29 protein-coding genes are annotated in these 25,835 nt (G+C 46.4%); 7 read left to right on the top strand and 22 right to left on the bottom strand.

Annotated features, from left to right (window positions below):
• Window positions 1-30: 30 nt before the first annotated feature.
• From hisI to KDM92_RS10935, 21 genes are all read right to left on the bottom strand, one after another.
• Complete coding sequence (gene hisI, locus KDM92_RS11035) at window positions 31-429, bottom strand: phosphoribosyl-AMP cyclohydrolase (RefSeq protein WP_189346211.1); 399 nt, start codon at window positions 427-429, stop codon at window positions 31-33.
• Window positions 426-1,190 carry an imidazole glycerol phosphate synthase subunit HisF gene (gene hisF, locus KDM92_RS11030; RefSeq protein WP_212684420.1) on the bottom strand — a complete coding sequence of 255 codons (765 nt, stop codon included), beginning with the start codon at window positions 1,188-1,190 and terminating at the stop codon, window positions 426-428. The genes hisI and hisF overlap by 4 nt, the downstream gene beginning before the upstream one ends.
• Window positions 1,187-1,978 carry a 1-(5-phosphoribosyl)-5-[(5-phosphoribosylamino)methylideneamino]imidazole-4-carboxamide isomerase gene (gene hisA, locus KDM92_RS11025; RefSeq protein ID WP_189346213.1) on the bottom strand — a complete coding sequence of 264 codons (792 nt, stop codon included), beginning with the start codon at window positions 1,976-1,978 and terminating at the stop codon, window positions 1,187-1,189. The genes hisF and hisA overlap by 4 nt, the downstream gene beginning before the upstream one ends.
• A gap of 112 nt (window positions 1,979-2,090) precedes the next feature.
• The gene (hisH, locus tag KDM92_RS11020) at window positions 2,091-2,729 is read right to left on the bottom strand and encodes an imidazole glycerol phosphate synthase subunit HisH (protein ID WP_212684418.1); all 639 of its coding nucleotides are present in this window, start codon (window positions 2,727-2,729) and stop codon (window positions 2,091-2,093) included.
• 78 nt (window positions 2,730-2,807) lie between these two features.
• Window positions 2,808-3,398 (bottom strand): imidazoleglycerol-phosphate dehydratase HisB, encoded by a 591-nt coding sequence (gene hisB / locus KDM92_RS11015; protein WP_189346215.1) that lies wholly within the window; start codon window positions 3,396-3,398, stop codon window positions 2,808-2,810.
• Window positions 3,399-3,490: 92 nt separating this feature from the next.
• The gene (gene hisC, locus KDM92_RS11010) at window positions 3,491-4,585 is read right to left on the bottom strand and encodes a histidinol-phosphate transaminase (RefSeq protein ID WP_212684416.1); all 1,095 of its coding nucleotides are present in this window, start codon (window positions 4,583-4,585) and stop codon (window positions 3,491-3,493) included.
• A gap of 43 nt (window positions 4,586-4,628) precedes the next feature.
• Entirely contained in the window at window positions 4,629-5,552 is a 924-nt protein-coding gene (locus KDM92_RS11005; protein WP_212684414.1) for a DNA-methyltransferase, read from the bottom strand.
• A gap of 121 nt (window positions 5,553-5,673) precedes the next feature.
• On the bottom strand, window positions 5,674-6,996 hold the full coding sequence (gene hisD / locus KDM92_RS11000; RefSeq protein WP_212684413.1) for a histidinol dehydrogenase: 1,323 nt from the start codon (window positions 6,994-6,996) through the stop codon (window positions 5,674-5,676).
• On the bottom strand, window positions 6,996-7,649 hold the full coding sequence (hisG, locus tag KDM92_RS10995) for an ATP phosphoribosyltransferase (protein ID WP_189346219.1): 654 nt from the start codon (window positions 7,647-7,649) through the stop codon (window positions 6,996-6,998). Before hisG ends, hisD begins: the two co-directional genes overlap by 1 nt.
• Before the next feature lie 48 nt (window positions 7,650-7,697).
• Window positions 7,698-8,948 carry a UDP-N-acetylglucosamine 1-carboxyvinyltransferase gene (murA, locus tag KDM92_RS10990; RefSeq protein ID WP_212684411.1) on the bottom strand — a complete coding sequence of 417 codons (1,251 nt, stop codon included), beginning with the start codon at window positions 8,946-8,948 and terminating at the stop codon, window positions 7,698-7,700.
• A gap of 2 nt (window positions 8,949-8,950) precedes the next feature.
• Window positions 8,951-9,184: a BolA family protein gene (locus KDM92_RS10985; RefSeq protein WP_212684409.1), complete on the bottom strand. Its 234-nt coding sequence runs from the start codon at window positions 9,182-9,184 to the stop codon at window positions 8,951-8,953.
• 69 nt (window positions 9,185-9,253) lie between these two features.
• Entirely contained in the window at window positions 9,254-10,006 is a 753-nt protein-coding gene (locus KDM92_RS10980) for an ABC transporter permease (protein ID WP_212675948.1), read from the bottom strand.
• Window positions 10,003-10,944: an ABC transporter ATP-binding protein gene (locus KDM92_RS10975; protein ID WP_212684407.1), complete on the bottom strand. Its 942-nt coding sequence runs from the start codon at window positions 10,942-10,944 to the stop codon at window positions 10,003-10,005. The genes KDM92_RS10980 and KDM92_RS10975 overlap by 4 nt, the downstream gene beginning before the upstream one ends.
• Window positions 10,945-11,158: 214 nt before the next feature.
• Window positions 11,159-11,443 (bottom strand): STAS domain-containing protein, encoded by a 285-nt coding sequence (locus KDM92_RS10970; RefSeq protein WP_212684405.1) that lies wholly within the window; start codon window positions 11,441-11,443, stop codon window positions 11,159-11,161.
• A gap of 26 nt (window positions 11,444-11,469) precedes the next feature.
• Window positions 11,470-12,096: an MlaC/ttg2D family ABC transporter substrate-binding protein gene (locus KDM92_RS10965; protein WP_189346368.1), complete on the bottom strand. Its 627-nt coding sequence runs from the start codon at window positions 12,094-12,096 to the stop codon at window positions 11,470-11,472.
• Window positions 12,097-12,315: 219 nt separating this feature from the next.
• Complete coding sequence (locus KDM92_RS10960; protein WP_230408299.1) at window positions 12,316-13,104, bottom strand: MlaA family lipoprotein; 789 nt, start codon at window positions 13,102-13,104, stop codon at window positions 12,316-12,318.
• Window positions 13,101-13,574, bottom strand: a complete 474-nt coding sequence (gene mlaD / locus KDM92_RS10955) for an outer membrane lipid asymmetry maintenance protein MlaD (protein WP_212684403.1) — start codon at window positions 13,572-13,574, stop codon at window positions 13,101-13,103. The genes KDM92_RS10960 and mlaD overlap by 4 nt, the downstream gene beginning before the upstream one ends.
• A 97-nt stretch (window positions 13,575-13,671) precedes the next feature.
• A complete protein-coding gene (gene mlaE / locus KDM92_RS10950; protein ID WP_438947466.1) occupies window positions 13,672-14,448 on the bottom strand; it encodes a lipid asymmetry maintenance ABC transporter permease subunit MlaE in 777 nt (258 codons plus the stop codon).
• Window positions 14,448-15,263: an ABC transporter ATP-binding protein gene (locus KDM92_RS10945; protein WP_212684401.1), complete on the bottom strand. Its 816-nt coding sequence runs from the start codon at window positions 15,261-15,263 to the stop codon at window positions 14,448-14,450. Before KDM92_RS10945 ends, mlaE begins: the two co-directional genes overlap by 1 nt.
• Window positions 15,264-15,785: 522 nt before the next feature.
• Complete coding sequence (locus KDM92_RS10940) at window positions 15,786-16,076, bottom strand: helix-hairpin-helix domain-containing protein (protein WP_212684400.1); 291 nt, start codon at window positions 16,074-16,076, stop codon at window positions 15,786-15,788.
• Between the two features lie 62 nt (window positions 16,077-16,138).
• On the bottom strand, window positions 16,139-16,771 hold the full coding sequence (locus KDM92_RS10935; RefSeq protein ID WP_212684399.1) for an immunity protein Imm33 domain-containing protein: 633 nt from the start codon (window positions 16,769-16,771) through the stop codon (window positions 16,139-16,141).
• 429 nt (window positions 16,772-17,200) lie between these two features.
• Here KDM92_RS10935 and KDM92_RS10930 point away from each other — a divergent pair, with 429 nt between their 5' ends.
• The 7 genes from KDM92_RS10930 to KDM92_RS10900 all read left to right on the top strand — a co-directional run bounded on the left by KDM92_RS10930 (window position 17,201) and on the right by KDM92_RS10900 (window position 25,287).
• Window positions 17,201-18,433, top strand: a complete 1,233-nt coding sequence (locus tag KDM92_RS10930) for a 3-methyl-2-oxobutanoate dehydrogenase (2-methylpropanoyl-transferring) subunit alpha (protein WP_212684398.1) — start codon at window positions 17,201-17,203, stop codon at window positions 18,431-18,433.
• A gap of 24 nt (window positions 18,434-18,457) precedes the next feature.
• Entirely contained in the window at window positions 18,458-19,495 is a 1,038-nt protein-coding gene (locus KDM92_RS10925; protein ID WP_212684397.1) for an alpha-ketoacid dehydrogenase subunit beta, read from the top strand.
• A 1-nt stretch (window position 19,496) separates the two neighbouring features.
• Complete coding sequence (locus tag KDM92_RS10920; protein ID WP_212684396.1) at window positions 19,497-20,816, top strand: dihydrolipoamide acetyltransferase family protein; 1,320 nt, start codon at window positions 19,497-19,499, stop codon at window positions 20,814-20,816.
• A gap of 214 nt (window positions 20,817-21,030) precedes the next feature.
• Complete coding sequence (gene lpdA, locus KDM92_RS10915; protein ID WP_212684673.1) at window positions 21,031-22,440, top strand: dihydrolipoyl dehydrogenase; 1,410 nt, start codon at window positions 21,031-21,033, stop codon at window positions 22,438-22,440.
• Between the two features lie 162 nt (window positions 22,441-22,602).
• A complete protein-coding gene (locus tag KDM92_RS10910; protein ID WP_212684395.1) occupies window positions 22,603-22,998 on the top strand; it encodes a GntR family transcriptional regulator in 396 nt (131 codons plus the stop codon).
• Window positions 22,985-23,938: an ABC transporter ATP-binding protein gene (locus KDM92_RS10905; RefSeq protein ID WP_212684394.1), complete on the top strand. Its 954-nt coding sequence runs from the start codon at window positions 22,985-22,987 to the stop codon at window positions 23,936-23,938. The genes KDM92_RS10910 and KDM92_RS10905 overlap by 14 nt, the downstream gene beginning before the upstream one ends.
• Before the next feature lie 2 nt (window positions 23,939-23,940).
• Window positions 23,941-25,287, top strand: a complete 1,347-nt coding sequence (locus KDM92_RS10900; protein WP_212684392.1) for a hypothetical protein — start codon at window positions 23,941-23,943, stop codon at window positions 25,285-25,287.
• 13 nt (window positions 25,288-25,300) lie between these two features.
• On the opposite strand, the gene KDM92_RS10895 is transcribed toward KDM92_RS10900, so the two are convergent.
• Entirely contained in the window at window positions 25,301-25,753 is a 453-nt protein-coding gene (locus tag KDM92_RS10895; RefSeq protein ID WP_212684390.1) for a hypothetical protein, read from the bottom strand.
• Window positions 25,754-25,835 lie beyond the last annotated feature (82 nt).

Below are 25,835 nucleotides of genomic sequence, written 5' to 3'. Positions count from 1 at the left end.
GCAGCAAAGACATATCGATTAGTAGCGCAATTATTTATAAATTGCCTCAGGGTCTTTTAACACAGGATCGACTGTGACCCATTCACCTGCATCAACATTTCCCTCAAATTTTTGGAAGAAACAAGAATGTCGTCCGGTATGACATGCGATTCCTTCGACTTGCTCAATCTTTAGAAGAATCACATCCTCGTCGCAATCAAGGCGGATTTCTTTCACCTTTTGAACGTGACCAGACTCTTCGCCTTTGTGCCAGAGTTTTTTACGTGAACGGCTCCAATAAACTGCCTCGCCGGTTTCAACGGTGCGGCTCAAAGCTTCACGATTCATCCAAGCGAACATCACCACATCATTGCTACCAACTTCTTGCGCAATGACGGGGACGAGACCAACTTCATCCCATTTCACTTTATTTAACCAACGAAAACTCATGCTAACCTCATTGGTATATGTTGTGCTGCCATAAATTGTTTTGCTTCCTGCACTGTGTGCTGTCCAAAATGAAAAATACTTGCTGCCAAAACGGCATCTGCGCCACCAAGTTTAATACCATCGGTTAGGTCTTGTAAGCCGCCAACACCACCCGAGGCAATCACTGGAATGTCAATCGCATCCGAGACTGCTCTGGTTAAAGCGAGGTCAAAGCCAGAACGCGTGCCATCTTTATCCATACTCGTTAATAAAATCTCACCTGCACCTAAGGCAGCCATCTTGCGAGCCCATTCAACAGCATCGAGGCCAGTCGCATTGCGCCCGCCGTGGGTATACACTTCCCACCGACCAGGCGCGGTCGCTTTCGCATCGATCGCAACCACGATACATTGAGAGCCATATTTATGCGCCGCGTCCGCAACTAACTGCGGATTTGTCACGGCTGAAGTGTTCATTCCAACTTTATCCGCACCAGCATTGAGTAGTCGACGTACATCAGCGACTGTTCTAACGCCACCACCGACAGTCAAAGGAATAAATACTTGGGACGCAACGGCTTCAATCACAGGCAAGATTAAATCTCGGTCGTCCGAAGATGCGGTGATATCCAAAAAGGTAATTTCGTCAGCACCTTGTAAGTCGTAACGACGCGCCACCTCCACAGGATCACCTGCGTCACGCAATTCGAGAAAATTGACGCCTTTTACCACTCGTCCAGCGTTCACATCCAGACAAGGAATAATCCTTTTGGCTAAAGTCATTCTTCGTCTTCTTCGTAAATCAAATCACCACTGAGTTCATCAGCACGATCTTGTGCGCTGGCCAAATCTAAGGTGCCTTCATAAATGGAACGGCCACAGATCACACCTTCGATACCTTCGTCTTGAACCTCGCACAAGGCTTCAACATCGGCAAGCACATGCACACCGCCAGATGCGATAACCGGAATCGAAACTGCCTGTGCCAACTTCACGGTAGCTTCAATATTCACGCCACCCATCATGCCATCGCGGCCGATGTCGGTATAGATAATCGCTTCGACGCCATAGCCTTCAAATTTTTTCGCCAAATCAATCACGTCATGACCCGACATTTTGCTCCAGCCATCAGTCGCTACTTTGCCGTCTTTGGCGTCAATACCGACAATAATTTGACCTGGAAAAGCACTGCATGCATCCGCCAAAAACCCTGGACTCTTCACCGCCGCGGTGCCGATAATGATGTAAGAAATACCGGCGTTTAAATAACGCTCGATGGTATCAAGGTCGCGAATGCCTCCACCTAACTGCACCGGCACTTCTTCGGTTTCTGTTTCTTCTGCATATTCACGCACGGTTTTGATAATTGCCTTGATCGCCGCCTCATTTTTTGGTTTTCCAGCGAAGGCGCCGTTTAAATCCACCAGATGTAAACGACGTGCGCCTTGCTCTAGCCAGTGACGTGCCATATCAGCAGGTTCTTCGGAAAATACTGTGGCTTGATCCATATCGCCTTGTTTAAGACGTACGCAGTGACCATCTTTCAGGTCGATAGCAGGAATGAGCAGCATGATGAGTTTATATAATATGTAAAAATAGAATCGAACGAAAACGTATTAAACAACAAAGACCAACAATCAAACGATAGAAACATCAATCATTTGAATCACTTCTATCCTTTTATTAAGGATTCCAGTGTACAAAATTTTTATATAGTTGCAATCCAGCAGCCGCACTTTTCTCTGGATGAAACTGTGTCGCAAAAATATTTTCTCGTGCAACGGCCGAAGTAAATACTTGACCATATTCAGTGGTGCCAACCACATCTTGCTCATCTTCAGCTTGCACAAAATAACTATGCACGAAGTAAAAGTAACTATCGTCAGCAATGCCATTCCAAAGCGGATGCGCTTGCGTTTGATGCACGCGATTCCATCCCATTTGTGGCACTTTATAACGGGAACCATCTTCTTGCAATTGTCCGCTTAAATCAAAGCGTACAACCTTACCTGGCAGTAAGCCTAAGCATGGCGTATTACCTTCTGCGCTGATGTCAAACAACATCTGTTCACCAACACAAACGCCAAATAGAGGCTTTACTCGTGCTGCTTGTAGCAAGGCCTCTTGCACACCGGATTCTTGCAAACTACGCATGCAATCGGGCATCGCACCTTGACCTGGCAAGACCAAACGATCAGCCGATTGAATATCCGCAATCGAACCTGAAATTAGTACCTCGGCTTCAGGGGCAACCGCGCGCAATGCTTGCGCAACAGAGCGCACATTACCCATGCCGTAATCAACGACAACTATCTTATTCATAACAATGAGGGAGTAGGCATAGTGAAGTATTCGCGAATAGCATAAACATGCAAGCTTTATGCCATCGCTATCGCTTTTTTATAGACTACCTTTTGTGGATGGAATGGTGCCCAAGGCGCGTTCATCTAACTCGGCTGCCATACGCAGCGCACGACCAAAGGCTTTGAAAATGGTTTCACATTGATGATGTGCATTTTCACCACGCAGATTATCAATATGTAGAGAGACCAAAGCATGATTCACAAAGCCTTGGAAAAATTCATGGGTCAAGTCAACATCAAATGAACCGATCATCGCTCGTTTGAAATCCACATGATATTCAAGACCAGGACGTCCAGAAAAATCAATCACGACACGTGACAAAGCTTCATCGAGTGGCACATAGGCATGACCATAGCGACGTATGCCTTTTTTATCACCGATCGCTTGTGCAAATGCTTGTCCCAAAGTGATACCAACATCTTCCACCGTGTGATGCGCATCAATATGCAAATCACCATCGGCTTCGATATCTAAATCGATCAATCCATGACGTGCAATTTGATCGAGCATATGATCCAAAAACGGCACACCCGTCTTTAAAGATTGTTTGCCTGTACCATCGAGATTAATCGCGACGCGAATCTTGGTTTCATTGGTATTGCGTGTAACTTGCGCTGTACGTTGCATGATGAGATTAGCTAATTGTGGTTAGCTGGTTAGCTATTATGTTGTTGAGTGAAATTCGACAGAAAAATTTTAATAAAAATTTCAAAAAAAACTTATACCAAAGCCAGTCTAAACGCATTTAGAAATTGGGCGTTTTCTTCTGGCGTACTGACGGTGATGCGCAAACAGTTCTGCAAAAGTGCATGCATTTTACCCACATTTTTCACCAAAATTTTTTGTTCCAACAATTTTGTGAAGACTTCATTGCCATATGTCTCACTTTTCTCGGGATTTGACAGGCGAATTAGCAAAAAGTTTGCCGCAGAGGGAAATACTTCCACGCCTGGCAAGCTGGTAAGTTGACTAGACAACTGACTGCGTTGCGCGCGCAATTGTGCCGCTTGCTGCTCAAACACATCGGCGTGTTCTAGCAAGCAAAGTATCGCCGCTTCGGTCAACACATTTACGTTATAAGGTGGGCGAACTTTATCAAATTCTTGCAGTAAAGCGGCAGACGCCGACATGTATCCTAGGCGTATTCCTGCCAAGCCTAATTTGGATACCGTGCGCATCACAACCAGATTCGAAAATTCTGGCAAACGCGACATAAAACTTGTTTGCGCAAATGGTTGGTATGCCTCATCGACAATCACCACACCGCTATCACCCACTGCCGAAATAATTTCTTCCATATCAGCGACATCAAACAAAGTACCAGTTGGATTATTCGGATAGGCCAAATACGTGATCGCCGGACGATGCTCAGCAATCGCTGCCAACATCGCCGCTTTGTCGAGTGTGAAATCTGCGTTCAGCGGTACGCCAACAAACTCCATGCCCGCAAATTGTGCAGACATCGCATACATCACAAATCCCGGCATTGGCGCCAATACTTTCGCGCCCGGTTTGGCACAAGCAATACTGATCATCGCGATCAATTCATCGGAACCATTACCCAACACCAAGTCATAACCATCAGGCACACCGAAGTTGGTTTTCAACGCCTCTTTCATGGCCAAATAATTCGGCACAGGATAACGATTTAAGGCTGTTTCTGATAAACGTTTCGCCAATGCTTGCTGCAAAGCTGGCGTCAAGGTGTATGGATTTTCCATCGCATCGAGTTTCAAAAGACCCGTTGCGTCCGGCACGTGATACGCCGACAAAGCGCGCACATCAGCGCGAATAATATTCTCTACTATAGACATGAGACTGTTGCTCGTTTTAAATTCAATGAATAATTCTTAAGAATCAAGTTTCAAGTGACGCTGCACTCTTTTTTCGAACTGTTGATTTCGTACGTTCAGCTTTTGCCTTGGTAACCACCGTTTTCGCTTTACTGATTCGTTTACTTACTTTAGCAAGCACAGGTTTAGCCCGCACTGGTTCGGTCGGTTGATTATTCAGAACTTGTAATTCTGCCTCTGCCGATTGTAGACGCGCCTCAATGATGGCGCAGTAATCTGGATTGAGTTCAAAGCCGACAAATTGTCGACCACAACGTCGTGCCGCGATCGCAGTGGTGCCACTGCCCATAAACGGATCAAGTACCACGCCATTCTCTGGACAAGATGCTAGCACCATACGTTGAATAATTTCTAAAGGTTTTTGGGTTGGGTGTTCAACACGTTCCACATCTTCTTTGTGCAGACGTGACACACTCCACAAATCTTTTGGGTTGTAACCGAGTTCCAACCACTTGGCACCAACAAAGATAGAGCGCGAACGGGCTTTTTTGGTCGCCGCATCATAGGGAATGCGCACAGCATCTAAATCGAAATAATAATTTTTCGATTTCACGAATAAACCTATCGTGTCATGCACTGAAGAAAAGCTACGTGTGCTCCCGCCCATAGACGGGACGCGTCTATCCCAAATAATTTCATTGATCATCGTCATGCGTTGCTTGAGCATCACGAAAATTTCTGGCGAATAGCGCCAAGTCAAAAAGATGTACAGCGAGCCAGTTGGCTTGAGTTTTGGCAAAGCGGCGTCTATCCAACGCTCAGTCCATGCTAAGTAATCAGCTGCTTCCTGTTTATCAGAATCATTGCCGTAATCCTTACCCAAACCATAAGGCGGATCGGTCAAAATCAAATCGATACTGCCATCGGGTATGCGATGCAAACCGGTGATGGCATCTTCGTTAAAAATTTGATTGAGGAAGCTGTTCATATGATTGAACGAATAGAAAAACCTAGCCGCAGAGGCGCAAAGAACGCAGAGATATTAGTCATGCTTTCCTCCGCGTACTCTGCGCCTCTGCGGTTATAGATTTTGACTGTCATTGCTTTTTCTATTTCAAACGCAATTCAGCACTACGCGCATGCGCCGGCAATCCTTCACCATACGCGAGTTCAGCTGCGATCTTACCCAAGGTTTGTGCGCCCTGCTCACTGACTTGTATCATCGATGAACGCTTCTGGAAATCATACACACCTAAAGGCGAAGAGAAACGCGCGGTACGTGAAGTCGGCAAAACATGATTCGGCCCAGCGCAATAATCACCCAATGATTCGGAAGAAAAACGTCCAAGGAACATCGCACCGGCATGACGAATTTGATCCGCCCATTGCTGTGGGTTTTCTGCCGAAATTTCTAAATGCTCTGCCGCGATCTCATTCGCGATATCACACGCTTCTTGCATGTCACGCACTTTGATCAAAGCGCCACGATCTCTCAATGAAGTTCGAATAATCTCCGCGCGTGGCATTGTTTCAATCAACTTATCAATGCTGGCATGTACTGCATCAATGTACGCCGCATCTGGGCATAACAGAATCGATTGCGCGAGTTCATCATGTTCCGCTTGCGAGAACAAATCCATCGCAACCCAATCGGGATCGGTGGTGCCATCGCATAAAACTAAAATCTCAGAAGGCCCGGCAATCATGTCAATACCCACTGTGCCAAATACACGACGCTTAGCGTTCGCGACATAGGCATTACCTGGTCCCACAATTTTATCAACTTGCGGAATGCTTTCGGTGCCATACGCCAAAGCGGCGACTGCCTGCGCGCCACCGATGGTGAACACGCGATCAACACCCGCGATGGCAGCAGCAGCTAATACCATAGGATTACGCACGCCATCAGGCGTTGGCACCACCATAATAATTTCACGCACACCAGCGACCTTTGCTGGAATCGCGTTCATCAATACAGAAGATGGATATGCCGCTTTACCGCCCGGCACGTAAATGCCGACGCGATCTAAAGGCGTGACTTTTTGTCCTAGCACCGTGCCGTCTGCTTCAGTATAGGAAAATCCTGCCGAACCACATTCACGCTTTTGCACTTCGTGGTAGGCGCGCACACGCTGCGCTGCTGCCTCTAATGCAATACGACGTTCATTAGAAATACTCGCCAACGCCGCATGCAAATCAGCTTGTGGAATTTCCAAAGAGTGCATAGAACTGACGGCAGACAAACGATCAAAACGCTGAGTATACTCAAGCACCGCGGCATCACCGCGCGTTTTAACTGCCTGCAAAATCTGCACTACACTCTGATCAATTGCGGCATCTTCACTCGCTTCAAATGCTAGCAATTGGCGTAAGGTTTGCGCGAAACCTGACTGCGTAGAATCTAAGTGAGTCAGTGCTGTTGTGAAGCTCATTACTTGCCCTCCGACGCGCGTTCGAACGCTTGCAAGATTGGCTGTAAGCGTTCGCGTTTCAATTTTAACGCCGCTTGATTCACGACTAAGCGTGAAGAGATATCCATGATCTCCTCGACTTCGACCAAATTATTCGCGCGCAAGGTATTGCCCGTACTGACCAAATCGACGATTACATCGGACAAACCAACTAGCGGCGCTAATTCCATCGAGCCATACAACTTAATCAAATCAATATGCACACCTTTGCTAGCGAAATGCTGACGCGCCGTTTCTGTGTATTTGGTTGCGACACGTAGACGCGCGCCTTGACGCACCGCGTTCGCATAATCAAAGCCTACCGACACTGCGACTGACATGCGGCATTTTGCGATGCCTAAATCAATAGGTTGATACAAGCCCGCACCACCATGCTCGAATAACACATCTTTACCTGCCACGCCAAAATCTGCCGCGCCGTATTGCACATAAGTTGGCACATCAGAAGCGCGCACAATAATCACGCGCACATCAGGATCGTTGGTCGCCAAAATCAACTTACGCGATTTTTCGGGATCTTCAGTCACGTGGATACCCGCCGCTTCCAACAGCGGTAAGGTTTCTTCAAAAATGCGCCCTTTGGACAAGGCCAAAGTTAGTTGCTGAGAACTCATATCGATTGCTTCACTTATTTGTATTCACTCGAACTTATTTGAACTTGCTTACTTCACACGTTGAATTTGGGCACCCACCGCAGACAACTTTACTTCCATTCGGTCGTAGCCACGATCAAGGTGATAAATGCGATCGATCAAAGTCTCACCTTGTGCCGCCAAACCTGCAATGACCAATGATGCGGAAGCGCGCAAGTCGGTTGCCATTACTGGCGCACCCACCAGTTTTTCTACACCATTTACAATTGCTGTATGGCCATCGATTTCAATATGGGCACCGAGGCGATTCATTTCTTGCACATGCATAAAACGATTTTCAAAAATTGTTTCGGTGACGCGTGCAGTGCCGTTCGCCAAACAGTCGAGCGCCATAAATTGCGCTTGCATATCGGTTGGAAAGCCTGGATATTCAGTAGTACGGAAACTCACGGCTTTCGGACGACCACTCATTTGCGCGCGTATCCAATCAGTGCCAGTAGTAATGATCACGCCAGCTTCACGCAATTTATCTAATGCCACGTCCAGAATGTCGCTGCGCGTATTTTTCACCGTCAAATCGCCGCCTGTCGCAGCGACCGCACACAAAAAAGTGGCGGTTTCGATGCGGTCTGCAATCACGGTATGCGTTGCGCTGTGTAAGGCATCAACACCCTGAATCACCAAACGATCTGTGCCTATGCCAGAAATCTTAGCGCCCATCGCCACTAACAAATTGGCAAGATCAGTTACCTCAGGCTCACGCGCTGCGTTTTCTAAAACAGTTTCGCCGTCAGCTAAAGTCGCTGCCATCAACAGGTTTTCTGTACCCGTGACGGTGATCATATCGGTGACGATACGCGCACCGCGCAAGCGTTTCGCTTTAGCGTGGATATAACCAGCCTCAATCGTGATCTCCGCGCCCATCGCTTGCAAGCCTTTGATGTGCTGATCAACTGGACGAGAGCCAATTGCGCAACCACCTGGCAAAGAGACTTTCGCCTCGCCAAATCGTGCCAACAAGGGGCCTAGCACCAAGATTGACGCGCGCATGGTTTTCACCATATCGTAAGGCGCTTCTAACTTATCAATCGCTGCGCCATTTAAGGTGACGACACCGTTTTCTTCAGTGACGCGCAAACCCATTTGCTTGAGTAATTTCAACATCGTAGCAACGTCTTGCAAATGCGGCACATTGTGCAAAACCACATCTCCAGCACTCAACAACCCAGCACACAAAATCGGCAAAGCCGCATTCTTAGCGCCAGAAATAATGACATCGCCATTCAGGCGATTGCCGCCTGTGATCAGTAACTTATCCATGCTTATTGAAATTCTTCCGGAGTTAAAGTTTTCATCGACAAAGCATGAATTTCTTCACGCATGCGATCGCCCAAAGCCGCATACACAATTTGATGACGTTGAATCAATCGCTTACCAGCAAACGCAGGAGAAACGATCACCGCAGTGAAGTGCTGACCGTCACCTTTCACTTCAAGATGTGTACATTCCAAACCGGCAGCGATGTAATTTTTAATTTGTTCTGGTGTAGGAAACACGATAGGTCTTTCTAAAATATTTTTTAAAATGAATTCTTAAGTGCGAAACAAGCTTATTTCATCTTCTAATTAGTGGCGTAGTTTATAACCACTACGCAGCATCTGCATCGCAACCGCCGTCAATGCCAACAAGAAAATCGTCACAATCACAAGACTACGTACAGGATCGACATCTGACTGGCCAGTAAAGCCATAACGGAAGCCATCAATCATATAGAAGAAGGGATTGAAATGCGAAATGGTTTGCCAAATCGGCGGCAGTGAATTGATCGAATAAAACACGCCCGACAAAAAAGTTGCTGGCACGATTACAAAATTCTGAAAACCAGCGAGCTGATCGAATTTCTCTGCCCAAATACCAACGATTAATCCCATCGTACCGAGCACGAAGGCACTCATCAAAGCAAATAAGGCGATCCATAAAGGCGCACTAAAACTCAAGTGTGCAAACCATGCGGTCACTACAAACACACCTAAACCAACGGCAAGTCCGCGCACGACCGCCGCCAACACATAGGCAAAAAACATTTCCCAATGCGACAACGGTGGCAACATGATAAATACCAAATTACCGGTAATTTTGGATTGAATCAACGATGAAGATGCATTCGCAAACGCGTTCTGCAAAACGCTCATCATCACCAATCCTGGAATCAAAAATGCCATGTAAGTGACGCCATGCACTTTGACGTGGCCTTCGAGCGCCTGACCGAAAATCAACAGATACATCATCGCCGTCATAATCGGTGCGGTGATGGTCTGCGTTGCGACTTTCCAGAAGCGCAAAACTTCTTTATACAATAAGGTGCGGAAGCCTATCATTGCGGATTTCCTCCACCCATAATTTGTAAGAACACATCTTCCAGATCGGCTTGTTGCAATTGCAGATCCTCAATCACGCAACCCGCTTGACGCAGATTCGCCAATATCGGCTCAACCTCAGCGTAATTCGTAATCCGTAAAGCAAAGCTATTCGCCTCGGCTTGCGTATCTGCAGGGATAATCAGATTGTGCAATGAAGATGGCAAGGGTGCTGACAATGCGCTTTGCGCCAGTTGCACTTTCATTTGTGAACCGGAAATACGCTTAATCAGCGCAGACATGGTATCGAGAGCGACAACTTTACCGGCTTTCAACATTGCGACCCGATTACACAAAGCTTGTGCTTCTTCCAAATAGTGCGTAGTCAAAACAATGGTATGTCCTTCACGATTTAGGCGCGAAATGAACTTCCACAAAGTTTGACGCAACTCCACATCCACACCCGCAGTCGGCTCGTCCAAAATAATCACTGGTGGTTTATGCACCAATGCTTGTGCGACTAAAACACGGCGCTTCATACCACCCGATAAAGCCCGCATATTTGCATCGGCTTTATTCGTTAGATCAAGGTTTTCCATGACCTCGTCGATCCACGCATCATTATTTTTAATGCCGAAATAACCAGATTGCAAACGCAGGGTTTCACGCACCGTGAAGAATGGATCAAACACCAATTCTTGCGGCACCACACCGAGCTTGCTGCGCGCAGCACGGTAGTCGCGCACGACATCATGTCCTTGCACCAAAACTTGGCCAGAGTCAGCACGATTCAAACCGGCAATAATCGAAATTAAGGTTGTCTTACCTGCGCCATTTGGACCAAGTAAACCAAAAAACTCGCCTTCTTCAATCGCAAGTGAAACACCACCTAGAGCCTGTAGCTTTTTGCCTGCAGACTGATAGGATTTTTGTACATTACTAATTTGTATGGCAGCCATGTGGCATTCGCGCTTCAGCGCATTGATTACGAACTCTCAAGCAGTCAAAACATGGATGCTTCATCCGATTTTACTGTTCAAGCAGCTCAAGAAAATATCTAACAAGTTCACGACAATTGCCGTGAAAACACGAGATTATAGGGGATTTTGTCCGATTATGGGTTGCGCTTTATTGCAGCACTTGTATAGACAATCGGTATAAAAGATATGAGGATCAATGTCGCTCAAATGAAGTGGCCTCGACCAAGTCAAAGAACTCAGTCAAACCATAAAGAGAAATTAAGCTCATCAAGCTTGCAGGGACACCAACAAATTGCAATTGTTGATTGGAGGATTGCGCCTGGCGTTGCCACGCAAGCATTACTGCAACCGCGCTCGAATCTACCGCCTTCAATGGCGACATATCGATTTGATTTGAGCCAGCATGAATCGCTTGCAAACCCGCCTCTGACACGGATACTGCGTTACGCAAACTTAATTCTTGATCTTGCAAGACCATGCTGGACTCCGACGTTAAATAAATAATTATTTCTTAGCAGGCGCTGCTGCCAACTTCTTGTTTTTCTCGATCAAAGTTTTGATCAAACCATCGACACCACTCTTGTTCACTTCTGCTGAGAAGCTACCTTTGTAGGTTTCGACCAACCATGCACCTAAAACATTGATGTCAAAAATTTTCCAGCCAGACGCTGTTTTTTCCAAACGGTAGCTCAATTGCAAAGGCTCGCCACGTGTTTGAATCACCAAGCTTTTCACTTCCACTTCAGTATCATCTGGAGCACTGCGGAAAGGCTTAAATTCAACACGTTGATCACGAATTTGTGTAATCGCACCTGAATAGGTGTGAATCAACAAAGTGCGAAATTCCGTCACCAATTGTTTCTGTTGCTCTGGCGTAGCGGTACGCCAGCTTTTGCTCACGGCTAACGATGTCATCCGTTCGAAATTAATATGTGGCAAAACTTTAGTTTCGACCAGATCATTAATACGTTGACGATTACCAGACTGAATATCTTTATCGGTCTTCGCTGCATCGATGATCTCGGTACTCAAGCGTTTAATCAAAACATCCGGTGCTTCTTGCGCTTGGACAGCACCGATCAAACTAACACCGATAAAAAGACTAACTAAAAAACGACTAATTTTCTTCATCATATTTTCCTGATTTGTGAGATTACTTGTGGAATAAATCCATAGACTGCAGTTTGAGGTTGCTTTGACTTTACTTTAGCCTTACTTGAACCTTACTTTTACCTTACTTTTACCTTAACTACGGCTACGGACATTTGGTTGACGCTTTTCCAATCTCCCCTTACACCTTTAAACAATTAATGCAGATTCAGCAAGTTCACCAAGTTGATTAATCTCGGCTTATTCCTGCTCTTCTTTTTTACCTGCACTAATTTGACTCTCTCTTCTTTGCAAGTAAGCACCGCGAATGAATACATACTTATCAAGAGCAGCCTCTTCAATCAAACTAACTGCATCTAAAGCGGCAGCGCGCTTGTCGATCACTTTCAATACCGAAGTCGAATTTTTCACTGCGGTTGATGTTTTCGAATACAAAATATCGCCTTTGAAGTCAATTGGCGTCGCTATCGTATCTCGCAAGGTTGATGCACCTAACACAGGCAACATCACAAACGGCCCAGAAGGAACACCCCACACGCCTAACGTTTGCCCAAAGTCAGCACGATGTTTAGGCATACCCGCTGCACTTGCAATATCAATCAAGCCTGCCAATCCAAAGGTCGTGTTGACGCCAAAACGTAAAATATCATTCACGCCGTCACCGATATTACCTTGCAAAACATTATTTACCGCGGTCCAAACGTCGCCAATATTACTAAAGAAGTTGCCAATCCCTGTTTGCACAAAATCAGGCGTAACGGATTGGTATGCTTGCGCAGTTGGTTTCAAAACAGAGGCATCTAGGCTCTCATTGAAATTAAACATAGAGCGATTAAAGCCTTCCAAAGGATCATCCGGATTATTTCCGATACCTGTGGTTTCGCTCACTTTTTCTAAGGTCACCAATGCTTTCGATTTGACTTTTGTCACCGTTGAGCAAGCAGTCATACTTAAACCAATTGCGCACAAAATAAGCACGCGTAAAGCAAAACTACTTAGTTGTATACGATTTAAAAACTGGAAACTCATTTTTGTTCTTCCTTGCCTTCAGCGGCTTTGCTGAACAAGAACTGGCTAATCAAGTTTTCCAAAACTACTGCTGACTGCGTCATCGTAATTTTGTCGCCTGCTGCTAAATTCTTCACATCGCCACCCGCTTCCAATCCAATATACTGTTCGCCTAACAAGCCAGCCGTTAAAATTTTTGCAGAAGTGTCTTTGGGAAAGCTATAACGCTTTTCCATTTTTAGCGTCACTGTTGCTTGAAAAGTCTTGTCGTCAAAATTAATCGAGCTAACACGCCCGACTACAACCCCTGCACTCTTCACGGCAGCGTTTGGTTTTAATCCACCAATATTGTCGAACTTGGTAGTAACCTCATACGTTTGTTCGAAAGACAGGCTGCTCATATTGCCCGCCTTCAAAGCCAAAAATAATAAAGATACCGCACCTAGCAGGACGAAAATGCCTACCCAAAAGTCGATTGATTTTTTTTGCATTATTTTTACCTCTTACCAAAATCCACCGTGACATTGTCGCCATCAGTGCGATTGTATAAATTCAAATTCAAACTCAAAGCCAAACTCAGAATGCGCTTTATTGGAACATCCATGCGGTTAGCAAGAAATCCAACCACAGTACCAGCAAAGAAGAAATGACTACCGTCCGCGTAGTCGCACGTGCCACACCTTCAGGTGTTGGCGTCGCTTCGTAACCTTGATACAAGGCGACAAAAGTGACTGCAAATCCGAACACGATACTCTTAATAATGCCGTTACCAAGATCCCCCCAGATATCGACACCAGCTTGCATCTGCGACCAGAAGGAACCGCTATCGACACCAATCAGCGACACGCCAACTAAGTAACCGCCGATGATGCCCATCGCATTAAAAATTAAAGTCAAAATCGGCAAAGCAATAACGCCTGCAATAAAGCGCGGTGCAACCACACGTTGCAGCGGATTGACCGCCATCATCTCCATCGCCGCCAATTGCTCACCAGCCTTCATTAAACCGATTTCCGCAGTTAATGAAGTACCTGCCCGACCAGCAAACAGCAAAGCTGTAACGACTGGTCCAAGCTCGCGTACAAGGGACAAGGCAACCAGCAAACCCAATGCTTCTTCTGAACCATAACGATTCAAGGTGTAATAACCTTGATAGCCGAGTACGAAACCAACAAACAGACCCGAAATCGCGATGATCACCAATGAATAGTTGCCGATGAAATGCACCTGATCAGCGATCAATTGCGGCCGACGCCATAGGCTAGGAGAATTAATCACGATGCTGACAAAACTGCGGCTAGCATGGCCGAGATTTTCGATGGTCTCGCGGGTGAATTGACCGAGGCGACTAATTAACTGTGTCATCATGTCGCATCTCCAGAATGTCGCTTCAGGCCAAGCTCGTCAGCCATCGATTTGCCTGGGTAGTGGAAAGGAACAGGACCATCGCTTTCTGCATGCACGAATTGTTTGACGTATGGATCGGTTGATTCCAACATTTCCTTTGGCGTGCCTTGCGCGACAATTTTTCCTTGCGATAAAAAATACACGTAATCGGCAATAATAAAAGTCTCATGCACATCATGAGACACCAAAATACTTGTGGAGCCAAGCGCGTTATTTAAATTGCGAATCAAAGTGGCCGTCACCCCCATAGAAATGGGATCTAGTCCTGCAAATGGTTCGTCATACATAATCAACTGCGGATCAAGTGCAACTGCTCGCGCTAAAGCGACACGGCGCGCCATCCCACCAGAAATTTCCGATGGCTTTAACTTCGCCGCGTTACGCAAACCAACTGCGTTCAGCTTCATCATCACCAAATCCTGAATCATGCTGTCTGATAACTTGGCATGCTCTCGCAGTGGGAAGGCGACATTATCAAACACACTCAGATCAGTGAACAAAGCGCCATGCTGAAACAGCATGCCCATCTTACGACGCAGGGCATACAGCCCCTCTGTTTTGAGATGATGAACAATTTCACCATTGACGGACACATGACCACGCTGAGGCGCGATCTGTCCGCCAATCAAACGCAGGATAGTGGTCTTACCTGAACCAGAACCACCCATGACGGCAATCACTTTGCCGCGCGGAAAATCCATGTTCAAACCGGACAAAATATTCCGGTTGCCATAGCCAAACTGCAAATCACGAATTTCAACTAGATTGGGCACGACGATCAATTTCTGAAATAAAGGTGAGATTGTAAACCAGAACGAGAAATCGAGTTGTCTTCCCGTGCTATGAAAAATGTAACGAAATAATTAAATTTGATACATTGTTAAAATGTTGGAATTTAATTCAACAAAACCACAAATAATCAAATTAAATTCTTTTGCGCCGCACAAAATCATGCAAAATAAATGAACTTAGAGTCAGCAACGATGATAAAAATCGCTTTTTGCGATATAAAAAATGGCATAAGACACGAAATTGTCGGTTTTAGACTCGAAATTCAGGCGAAAGTTTGAAACCAAGCGAAAACTAAGCCGAATTTATTTTGATAGGCGCATTTAACAATCCCAAAGGTATTATTAAACAAGACCAAAATGATTTTTCGATTAGACGTGTAGAAAGAAATTTCGATCCAGACAACTACCAGCCCTCGAATGCCAGCCCACAATCACTGTGGCAATGAAGCTTATTGACATCGCAATTTGCTCTCTCACGCAAATACCAACGACTAGGAATTCAAATTAAGCACTTGCGACCAGACGTTTGCGCTCCTCTGTAAAACACCACCATGCGCGCGCTGGCTCACCATCCATAAACCGTGTAATCGACATAAATACATCTATCACACAAGGATCGTGCCTTTGTTGAGTCAATCGACACAAGTCATGATACATCTGCAATGGATCACGGCCGACTATCTGGTCTGGATGGGTAATGCCAAGCAACACCAGATCTGCAGCCCCCTCCTTCCCAATATTAGGTAAGTCAGTCAATACCCGCAGGCGCTCACGACAAACTTTTTCCGGATGCATTTTCAGACACCTTAGCAAATGAGTGAATTGGAGATATCGGTATCATTGATCGAGTGCGTTGATTAAGTGCTTTGCTCGTCAAAGGTCTCGGTTTGCGGGTTCCACACATATTCAACTTCATGCGTGAATGGCAGATCAATCAGGGCTCTATACTGATCGTCCAAATTCAACACTGCACCAAGAGACACGAAATGCCAATTATCAGGGTTATCGCAATATTCGTCAGTTTCATCACCCGCAGCCAAAGTCCAGCCACTATATCGACGCGCAATGTCTTCCTCATCCAAAGTCTCGCGATACAAGACACGCACCGGACGTCTGTCCTTCCATACTGCACTAGTTACAAAACAACGCTCGGTGTACTGATCAGCCAAGCTAGGAACAGGATCATCTCTTTGTGATTGAATGATATGGCAAGCAGAAAAACGAATCTCGTCATTGACTTGCAAATCAGCGATAAATCGCGGTGAGTTATCTAACCTACCAACAAACTCATCGCCTACGCGAGAAGTGATTTCCACCCACATACGCTCAGCTGAATAACCATCTTCGTTTTCAATCTCGCATTGAAAGATCAATTTCACCAGATCCCCAACTTGCAATTGCGCAATCAACTGTGCGGATGGCAAGTAAAAAGTATAGGGAGCCTCAATTGCTCGACCAGACACATCCTCTAATTCCCAAGTTCTCGACATATTTATCTTACAAATAAAAATAAGAAGCGATCAGTCTACTCGAATATTCCACAATAATTCGGATGAAGGATATTGGGCGCTTAGAATTTAGTTTTTGACGGACACTCTAGACGAGCTAGAAACTCTCAAATTATCTCGATGTTCAAGTAAAACAAAGACAAACGGCAAATACCAAACGCCAAACGTGACACCATACTTACACCAAAAATCAAACAATAAATTTCTTAAATTAGGTCAAGAAACAAGCTAACTTTACTTGCCAATCACAGACGATTTGTGGATACTTTGGGCCAGAAAGATTGAAGGCTTTCGCGGTGTTTTATTCCATAAGAATTCAACACCACAAACAAAGAAAAATGCTGCACCACAACATAGGTGTAGTGAAATATCACCACTTTTGCTCGACACAATTGAGCAAGGAGACAAACCATGCCACACACAGACCCGTTACGTTTACACGTACCGGAACCCACTGGCCGTCCTGGCCAAAAGACAGACTTTTCCTATCTACGTTTATCCGCTGCAGGTGAGATTCGTCGCCCGCCGGTTGATGTGACACCAGTTGATACGCGTGACATCGCTTATTCACTGATTCGCGTGCTCGATGAACAAGGAAATGCCGTCGGCCCTTGGGTTCCCGATATTAGTATTGAGACCTTGCGCGCTGGGATGCGAGCGATGATGAAGACACGCATTTTTGATTCGCGCATGCTGATCGCACAACGCCAAAAGAAAATGTCCTTCTACATGCAAAGTCTGGGCGAAGAGGCAATTGGTGCGGCACAAGCGATGGCTTTAAACCGAGACGATATGTGCTTCCCGACCTATCGCCAGCAAAGTATTCTGATGGTGCGTGACGTACCACTCAAAGGTCTGATTTGCCAATTGCTGTCCAACGAAGGTGATCCACTCAAGGGTCGTCAATTACCGGTGATGTATTCGATTAAGGAAGCAGGCTTCTTTTCGATTTCTGGCAACCTCGCTACCCAATACATACAAGCGGTTGGTTGGGCGATGGCATCTGCAATCAAGGGTGATACAAAGATCGCCTCGGCGTGGATAGGCGACGGCGCTACCGCGGAAGCAGACTTCGATACGGCACTCACTTTCGCGCATGTGTATCACGCTCCGGTGATCTTGAATGTGGTGAATAATCAATGGGCGATTTCGACTTTTCAAGCGATCGCTGGCGGTGAGAACACGACCTTTGCTGCACGTGGTGTAGGCTGCGGTATCGCTGCCTTGCGTGTCGATGGTAATGATTTCCTCGCGGTGTATGCGGCCTCGAAATGGGCAGCGGAACGTGCGCGTAACAATCTTGGCCCTACTTTGATTGAATGGGTTACTTATCGTGCGGGCCCCCATTCCACATCAGACGATCCATCTAAATATCGTCCACTTGATGATGCCAGCCATTTCCCACTCGGTGATCCGATTGCGCGCCTCAAACAATATTTAATCAATCAAGGAGCATGGTCTGAACAAGAACATGAAGATACCCAGAAAGAACTAGAAGCGATGGTGATCGCTGCCCAGAAAGAAGCCGAAACACTTGGCAGTCTGGCGGATAACCATGTGTTTAGTCCGGCGGAGATGTTTGAGGACATCTATGAGCATATGCCTGAGCATCTGCGTCAACAACGTCAACAATTGGGCATCTAATCAGGTAGCTAAAGGAACCATGTAATGAGTGAAGATCTAAAAGGTAAATCCACGCCGATGACCATGATTCAGGCGCTACGATCAGCGATGGATGTGATGTTAGAGCGTGATGACAATGTCGTCGTCTTTGGACAAGACGTTGGCTACTTCGGTGGTGTATTTCGCTGTACCGAAGGTTTACAAAAGAAATATGGCAAATCGCGTGTGTTTGATGCGCCGATTTCCGAAAGTGGTATCGTGGGTGCAGCAATTGGTATGGGCGCATATGGCTTGCGTCCTTGTATCGAGATTCAATTTGCCGACTACATCTACCCTGCGTACGATCAAATCGTCTCTGAAGCAGCGCGTTTGCGTTTCCGCTCTGCTGGTGACTTCACCGCACCGTTGACGATACGTACACCTTGTGGTGGCGGTATCTACGGTGGTCAAACCCATAGTCAAAGCCCTGAAGCGGTATTTACCCATGTCTGCGGTTTGCGCACAGTGATGCCATCTAATCCTTACGATGCCAAAGGCTTGTTGATCGCTTCTATCGAAAACAATGACCCGGTAATTTTCTTAGAGCCTAAGCGGATTTATAACGGCCCATTCAATGGCCATCATGATCAACCGGTAGTACCATGGTCTAAACATCCTATGGGCGATGTGCCCGAGGGTTATTACACTGTGCCGCTTGAATCGGCAGCCGTTTTCCGCGAAGGCAAAGACTTAACTGTACTGACTTATGGAACGATGGTATGGGTCTCTGAAGCAGCAACGCAAGAAAGTGGCATCGATGCTGAAATCATCGATCTGCGCAGCTTATGGCCACTCGATTTATCCACTATTTTGAAATCTGTAAAGAAGACTGGACGTTGTGTGATTGTGCATGAAGCGACCCGCACCAGCGGCTTCGGCGCCGAACTCACTGCACTAGTTCAAGAGCATTGTTTCTACCATCTGGAAGCACCCATCGAACGCGTGACAGGTTGGGATACGCCTTACCCACATGCGCAAGAATGGGATTACTTCCCTGGTCCAGCCCGCGTTGCCGCGGCATTTAAACGTGCGATGGAGAAATAAGATGGGTATTCATGTCATTAAAATGCCGGATATCGGTGAAGGTATTGCAGAAGTTGAGTTGGTTGCGTGGAATGTCAAAGTGGGCGACATGATCGTCGAAGATCAAGTCATGGCGGATGTCATGACCGATAAAGCGACCATTGAAATTCCTAGCCCTGTGCACGGCAAGGTTTTGGCACTTGGTGGTGCTGCTGGTCAGGTGATGGCGGTAGGCTCTGAGTTGATACGCATTGAAGTGGAAGGTGCAGGCAACGTGGATGCCAACGCAGCTACGCCAGTGGCGGCCGCACCAACAACGCCTGCACCTGCAGCGGCAACTGCAGCGCCGTCCGTAGTCGAAAAACCAGCTCCAGTTGCACCTACTCCAACGCCAATAACACCAGCAACCACAGCGCCAGTGGCAGCCAAATCTAGCAGCAACTTACCAGGTGCGGCTCGCGCCGATGGTGAAAAACCAATCGCCTCGCCCGCCGTGCGTCGCCGTGCTTGGGATTTAGGTATTGAGTTGCAATTTGTGCCGGGCACAGGAACCGCAGGTCGCATCACGCATGAAGATCTTGAAGCATACCTTGCGCGTGGTCCGGTTTCTGCAGGATCGGGCGGTAGCACTTATCGCGAGTTGCACGAAGAAACGGCAATTCCAGTGATTGGTCTACGTCGAAAAATTGCACAAAAAATGCAAGACGCTAAACGTCGTATTCCGCATTTCTCTTATGTCGAGGAAGTTGACGTCACTGAACTTGAAGCTTTGCGCACACAACTCAATCAAAAGTGGGGCAAAGAACGCGGTAAGCTCAGTTTGCTACCTCTGCTGATGCGTGCAGTAGTGTTAGCAGTACGCGACTATCCACAAATTAATGCGCGTTACGATGATGAAGCCGGTGTCGTCACCCAATTTGCTGCGGTTCATCTAGGCATTGCGGCACAAACGCCTGCGGGTTTGATGGTGCCGGTCGTACGTCATGCCGAAGCGCGTGACCTCTGGAGTAACGCCAATGAAATGGGACGTCTCGCTGAAGCAGCGCGTACTGGCAAAGCGACGCGTGAAGAATTGTCTGGCTCGACGATCACAATTTCTAGCTTGGGTGCTTTGGGCGGCATCGTATCAACACCCGTCATCAATTCTCCCGAGGTTGCCATCATTGGTGTCAATAAAATGGTGGAACGTCCGATGATACGCAATGGCCAAGTGGTGGCGCGCAAGATGATGAATTTGTCCTCGTCATTTGATCATCGCGTAGTTGATGGTATGGATGCGGCGCAGTTTATTCAGACGATTCGTGGCTATTTGGAGTGTCCGGCTACGTTGTTTATTGAGTAAATAGCTCCCTCTCCCGCAAGCGGGAGAGGGTTAGGGTGAGGGTGATTCAGAAATGTACTTCGCTCTTTAGGGCAATAAAAAACGTCGTCGCACTACCAGAAATTTTTCCGCAGTTTACGGCACGTCCAAGCACCCTCATCCCTAGCCCTTCTCCCGCCTGCGGGAGACGGGAATGTGACATAACAGAATTCAGACAATACTAATTTCGGAACAAATCATGCAAACAACATCCACAACTCTAGTCGTGATCGGCGGTGGCCCCGGCGGTTATATCGCAGCGATTCGCGCTGCACAGCTTAAAATTCCGACCATCCTGATCGAAGGCGATCAGCTCGGCGGTACTTGCCTCAACATCGGCTGTATTCCATCCAAAGCCATGATCCATGCCGCTGAAGAATTTGAGAAGGCCAAGCATTATGCGCATGGTTCATCTATCGGCATCCAAGTCAGCGATCCCAGCATCAACATCGAGCAAACTGTTAGCTGGAAAGATGGCATCGTCAAACGCTTAACCAGCGGGGTCGGCGCTTTACTGAAAAAAAACGGCGCGCAAGTCATTAAAGGCTGGGCGCAAATTATTGATGGCAAAACGGTCGCCGTCATACAAGATGGCAAAGAAGTTCAGCGCATTACTTGCCAACACTTGCTGATCGCATCGGGCTCCACACCGGTCGAATTGCCTTTCATGCCCTTTGGTTCCAGCAATGGCAAAGTCATCAGCTCGACCGAAGCCCTCTCCCCAACTGAAGTTCCTAAGAAACTAGTAGTCGTTGGTGGCGGCTACATCGGTCTCGAACTCGGCATCGCGTATCGCAAGCTCGGCGCAGAAGTCGCTGTTGTGGAGTCACTCGATCGCATCTTGCCTGCCTACGATGAAGAGCTTACCAAGGTCGTCAAAACGGCACTCAAACAATTGGGAATCGAAGTCCACTTGGGCTGCACTGTACAAGGGATGAATGCCGACCATAGCGCCGTGCGTATCAAAAACGCGGCAGGTGAAGAATCTGAACTCACTTGCGATAAAGTCTTAGTCGCGGTTGGACGTCGTCCTCGCACCGAAGGCTTTGGCGTGGAAAGCTTAATGCTAGACATGAACGGACGCGCTATCAAAATCGACGATCAATGCCGCACGTCTATGCGTGATGTATGGGCGATTGGCGATGTGGCGGGCGAACCTATGTTGGCGCATCGCGCTATGGCACAAGGCGAAATGGTGGCAGAAATAATCGCAGGTAAACGCCGTCACTTCATGCCAGCCTCGATCCCAGCAGTATGCTTTACTGATCCAGAATTAGTCGTCGTCGGCAAATCACCGCAAGAAGCACAAGCAGCTGGCATCGAAGCAATTAGCGCCATGTTCCCATTTGCAGCGAATGGTCGCTCCATGACTTTAGAATCAAGCGAAGGTTTCGTACGCGTGGTCGCTCGCAAAGACAATCACTTAATCCTTGGTTGGCAAGCGGTTGGCAAAGGCGTCTCAGAACTCAGCGCGGCTTTTGGATTGTCCTTAGAAATGGGTGCCACCTTAGAAGATGTCGCTGGCACCATCCACTCACATCCCACCTTGGGCGAAGCAGTACAAGAAGCTGCATTACGTGCTTTAGGACACGCTTTGCATATTTAGTAAAATCGTTTAGTGCTAATTCGTGGGGCAACTCGCTAATTCGCACTAAACGAATTTTCTCCTTGCTATTTTCTTCGCAAGAGCCTCTCAATACCAAAAAACACTTTCCAGCTAAATTTCGCAGTTGCATTGCGTATTATCGTAGTGATACACTAATTCGCAATGAATTACGATATACATCCATCTAGTAGCACGCCAATTTTTCGCCAGATCATGGATCAGGTGAAGCGCTATATCGTCAGCGGACTATTGAACGCCGGCGATACATTACCATCGGTACGCAGCGTTGCTTTGCAATATGCAATCAATCCAATGACTGTCAGCAAGGCCTACAACATGCTCGAGGTAGAAGGTGTATTAGTACGTATGCGTGGTGTCGGTATGGTGGTTGCAGATCGACGGCGCAGCACAAAAGATAAAACGAATTTGGCCATGCCCGCTATGCTCAGCGCTGCGCAAGTTGCGCAGCAACTGGGTTTAGATCATTCACAAGCTTTAAAACTTTTTGATCAAGCGCTTAAAACGCTAGGAATTGAAAACAAACATGACGCAGACTAATACCCATTCCTACGCAATCGAATGCGATCGATTACATCTTGCTTATGGATTCAAATCTGTTCTGAACGATATCAATTTAGCGATACCGCAAGGTGCGGTTGTTGGTTTAATTGGCGCCAACGGAAGTGGCAAATCTAGTCTGCTACGCTGTATTGTCGGCTTACAAGTACCACAAGCAGGCGAAGTTCGAATTTTTAACACACCAACTTTGTCGATCAATGATGCCATTCGAGAGCGACTAGGATTTGTCGCGCAAGCCGCAGATTTATTTCCATGGCTAACTGTTGAAAAACACATCAAAATGATAGGCCAAGCATATCCTCGCTGGCAAGAAAGGCGAGCGCTTGAATTAGCGATCCGCTTACGTTTGCCGATGACGCGAGAAGTCAATCAATTGTCTAGCGGCGATCAACAAAAGCTAGCTGTCGTGCTGGCACTTGCCCATCAGCCTGATTTAATCGTGATGGATGAGCCTGTTTCAAGTTTAGATCCAATGACTCGACGCGATTTCATGCGTTCACTATTTCAAGATAGTGCATTCAAATTTGATTTCTACTCAAACGAGGACGAAGAATTCGAAAGTGATACGACATCTTCTACTCAGCAATTTCAATACCATCCAACCATTATCATATCGAGTCATTTACTTAGCGATTTAGAGCGCGTCATTTCACACGTCGCATTTATTCGCGATGGGCGCATACAATTATTTGAAGAATGGGACAATGTCTTAGCGTTCATTCGCATCATACCGAAAACCACAACGCCAGTCCCGCAGCAACTTTGTATCGCAGAAAACTCACAGCAACAAATCGTCGATATTCGTAAGATAAGAGATGCTGTGAACAATCAAGAAACATCGTTCATCAATTACACCGCCATCGAGGCGATGCCATCGGTAAACAATCTCGACGATCTTTTCATCGCACTAAATTCATGATGATGAAAACATTCCCATACGATTTTCAGTTCGATCACACCTATGCGGGCTACTTTAGTAAGCTTTGGTTTCTACTTTTATTGATCGAATGGAGTACGCTTTTATTGAATCAAGTAGTGTCACCAATTTTCACTACACTATTTATCGCTGCCAGCCTGATGAGCTTATTTGTCGCGGGCTATCGATGTGGTTGTGGCATGTTAGCTGGCGCAAAAGTTTTTGCTACACTACAAACACCAAGTTCACTTTGGCAAGCATGGCAAAACATACTAATCAAACGCGCTTCACTGTGGTCGGGCTTATTACTTGCTTCGATCGGCATTATTGGAATTCGTCACTCAATATCATTCTCAACACTCGATTTATTAGCGCTGACATCGCTGAGCATTAGTCTGGGATTCATCATCCCCTTATTCCTAAATCGCTACTTCAATACAATGTTGAATAGCTTGATCATCGCGACGATTATTGGTCTTGTTAGCCACCACGAGATATTACAAACTAGCGATTCTGAAATTGTATTGTGGTTAAAAGGTTCATTGTCTCTTGCATGGCCAATCATTGCTTTTTGTCTGCACTATCACTGGAAAAAAGCCCCATTATCAAAAGGCATCTCGTTTCATCAAGAAATCAAAAATCTGAATATTATTCAAGTAATTAAACATTTCTATCTTAGTTTTTATAGCTTGAATATTCGCAAACCATCATCAAAATCAGCGACACTGCCCAGTATCGATTGGGGGACAAAAATACTAGGATTGATTGGCGTTCTCATCCTTACCAGAGACATGAAACTTACGTGGGGACAAGGTGTATCGCTGCCACACTGCTTAGCATTCATACTTTTTTCGATGTTGAGCAGTACACACATAGTAGGAAGAAATTTGCATTGGCGTCATCTGTTACGCCCTGGCGCACTACGTGAAGGATTTATCGCTACGCACCTTCTGAAATCAAGCGTAATCTACCACTTAATTTGGATAGGAGTGGTCTTGATGATCACCATCACTTTCAATATGCTGTTCGCACGAGAATTTACATTGCCCAAATTTTCAAGCTTGGTCGCTGTGATCATCCTCGCGATCGAACTATTGGCTGCCTACTGCGTTGGCATTCTTATTCGTGGCTGCCGCAATCCTTCTAGAGTAATTTTTTATCTGTTTCTATCTAGCTTATTGTTTGCTGCACTGATTGGCATGGCCTTCTTTGTACAGAATCGAAACCCCATGTCAGCCGGTCTATTTGAATTGGGCTTTTCCTATTTGTTTGGAGTTATCTGCTTAGGTCTAGTCGCGCTTGGTTTCGCGAACAAGCTGTGGACACGCAAGCACTTACTGAAACATCTGTAAGATCGCCAAACCATCACAAACCACTAACACCCTTCACCAAATAACGATGCGTGTGTTTATCAGTGCGGATAGAAATTAATCCTTCCGCCCAACATGCTTCTTCGCCCGCTCTCAATGTTAATTTGACTTGCAAACGCAATTGCTCTTTTGCGTAGACTTGCTGACGGCTTGTGCCTGTCTTGCATTCGGTGTTTTGATTCATTTGTAGGGCGCGTAATTCGGTTCGCGTGCCGTTTAAATTGATGATCGCAGTTTTAGTGTCATTGCTAATGATGAGTACCAAGTCACCGCTGCCATATGCACCTTCATCTTTGGAGAAATTAGCGACTCGAAATTCATATGGTGCATGTAAAGATTTCGCTTCTTGAGGTCCTAAAGCCAACAAGGCGGTTTGTTGTGCTGACACCATATTGGTGAAAAATAAAACGACTATCGACAAGCCCAATTTAACGCGAAATTTTTTCATCTTATGTACTCCTTGATTTCTTGAGACGTTTAGCGACTCAATTTAATTCTGATCGAAGCATAGATTCCTTGGCATGCTTCAA

The sequence above is a fragment of the Affinundibacterium baiyunense genome, assembly GCF_018139645.1.
Lineage (GTDB): Bacteria > Pseudomonadota > Gammaproteobacteria > Burkholderiales > Burkholderiaceae_D > Undibacterium > Undibacterium baiyunense.
Note: the sequence above shows the minus strand (reverse complement) of the source record. Positions and strands in the feature narration are given on the sequence as shown.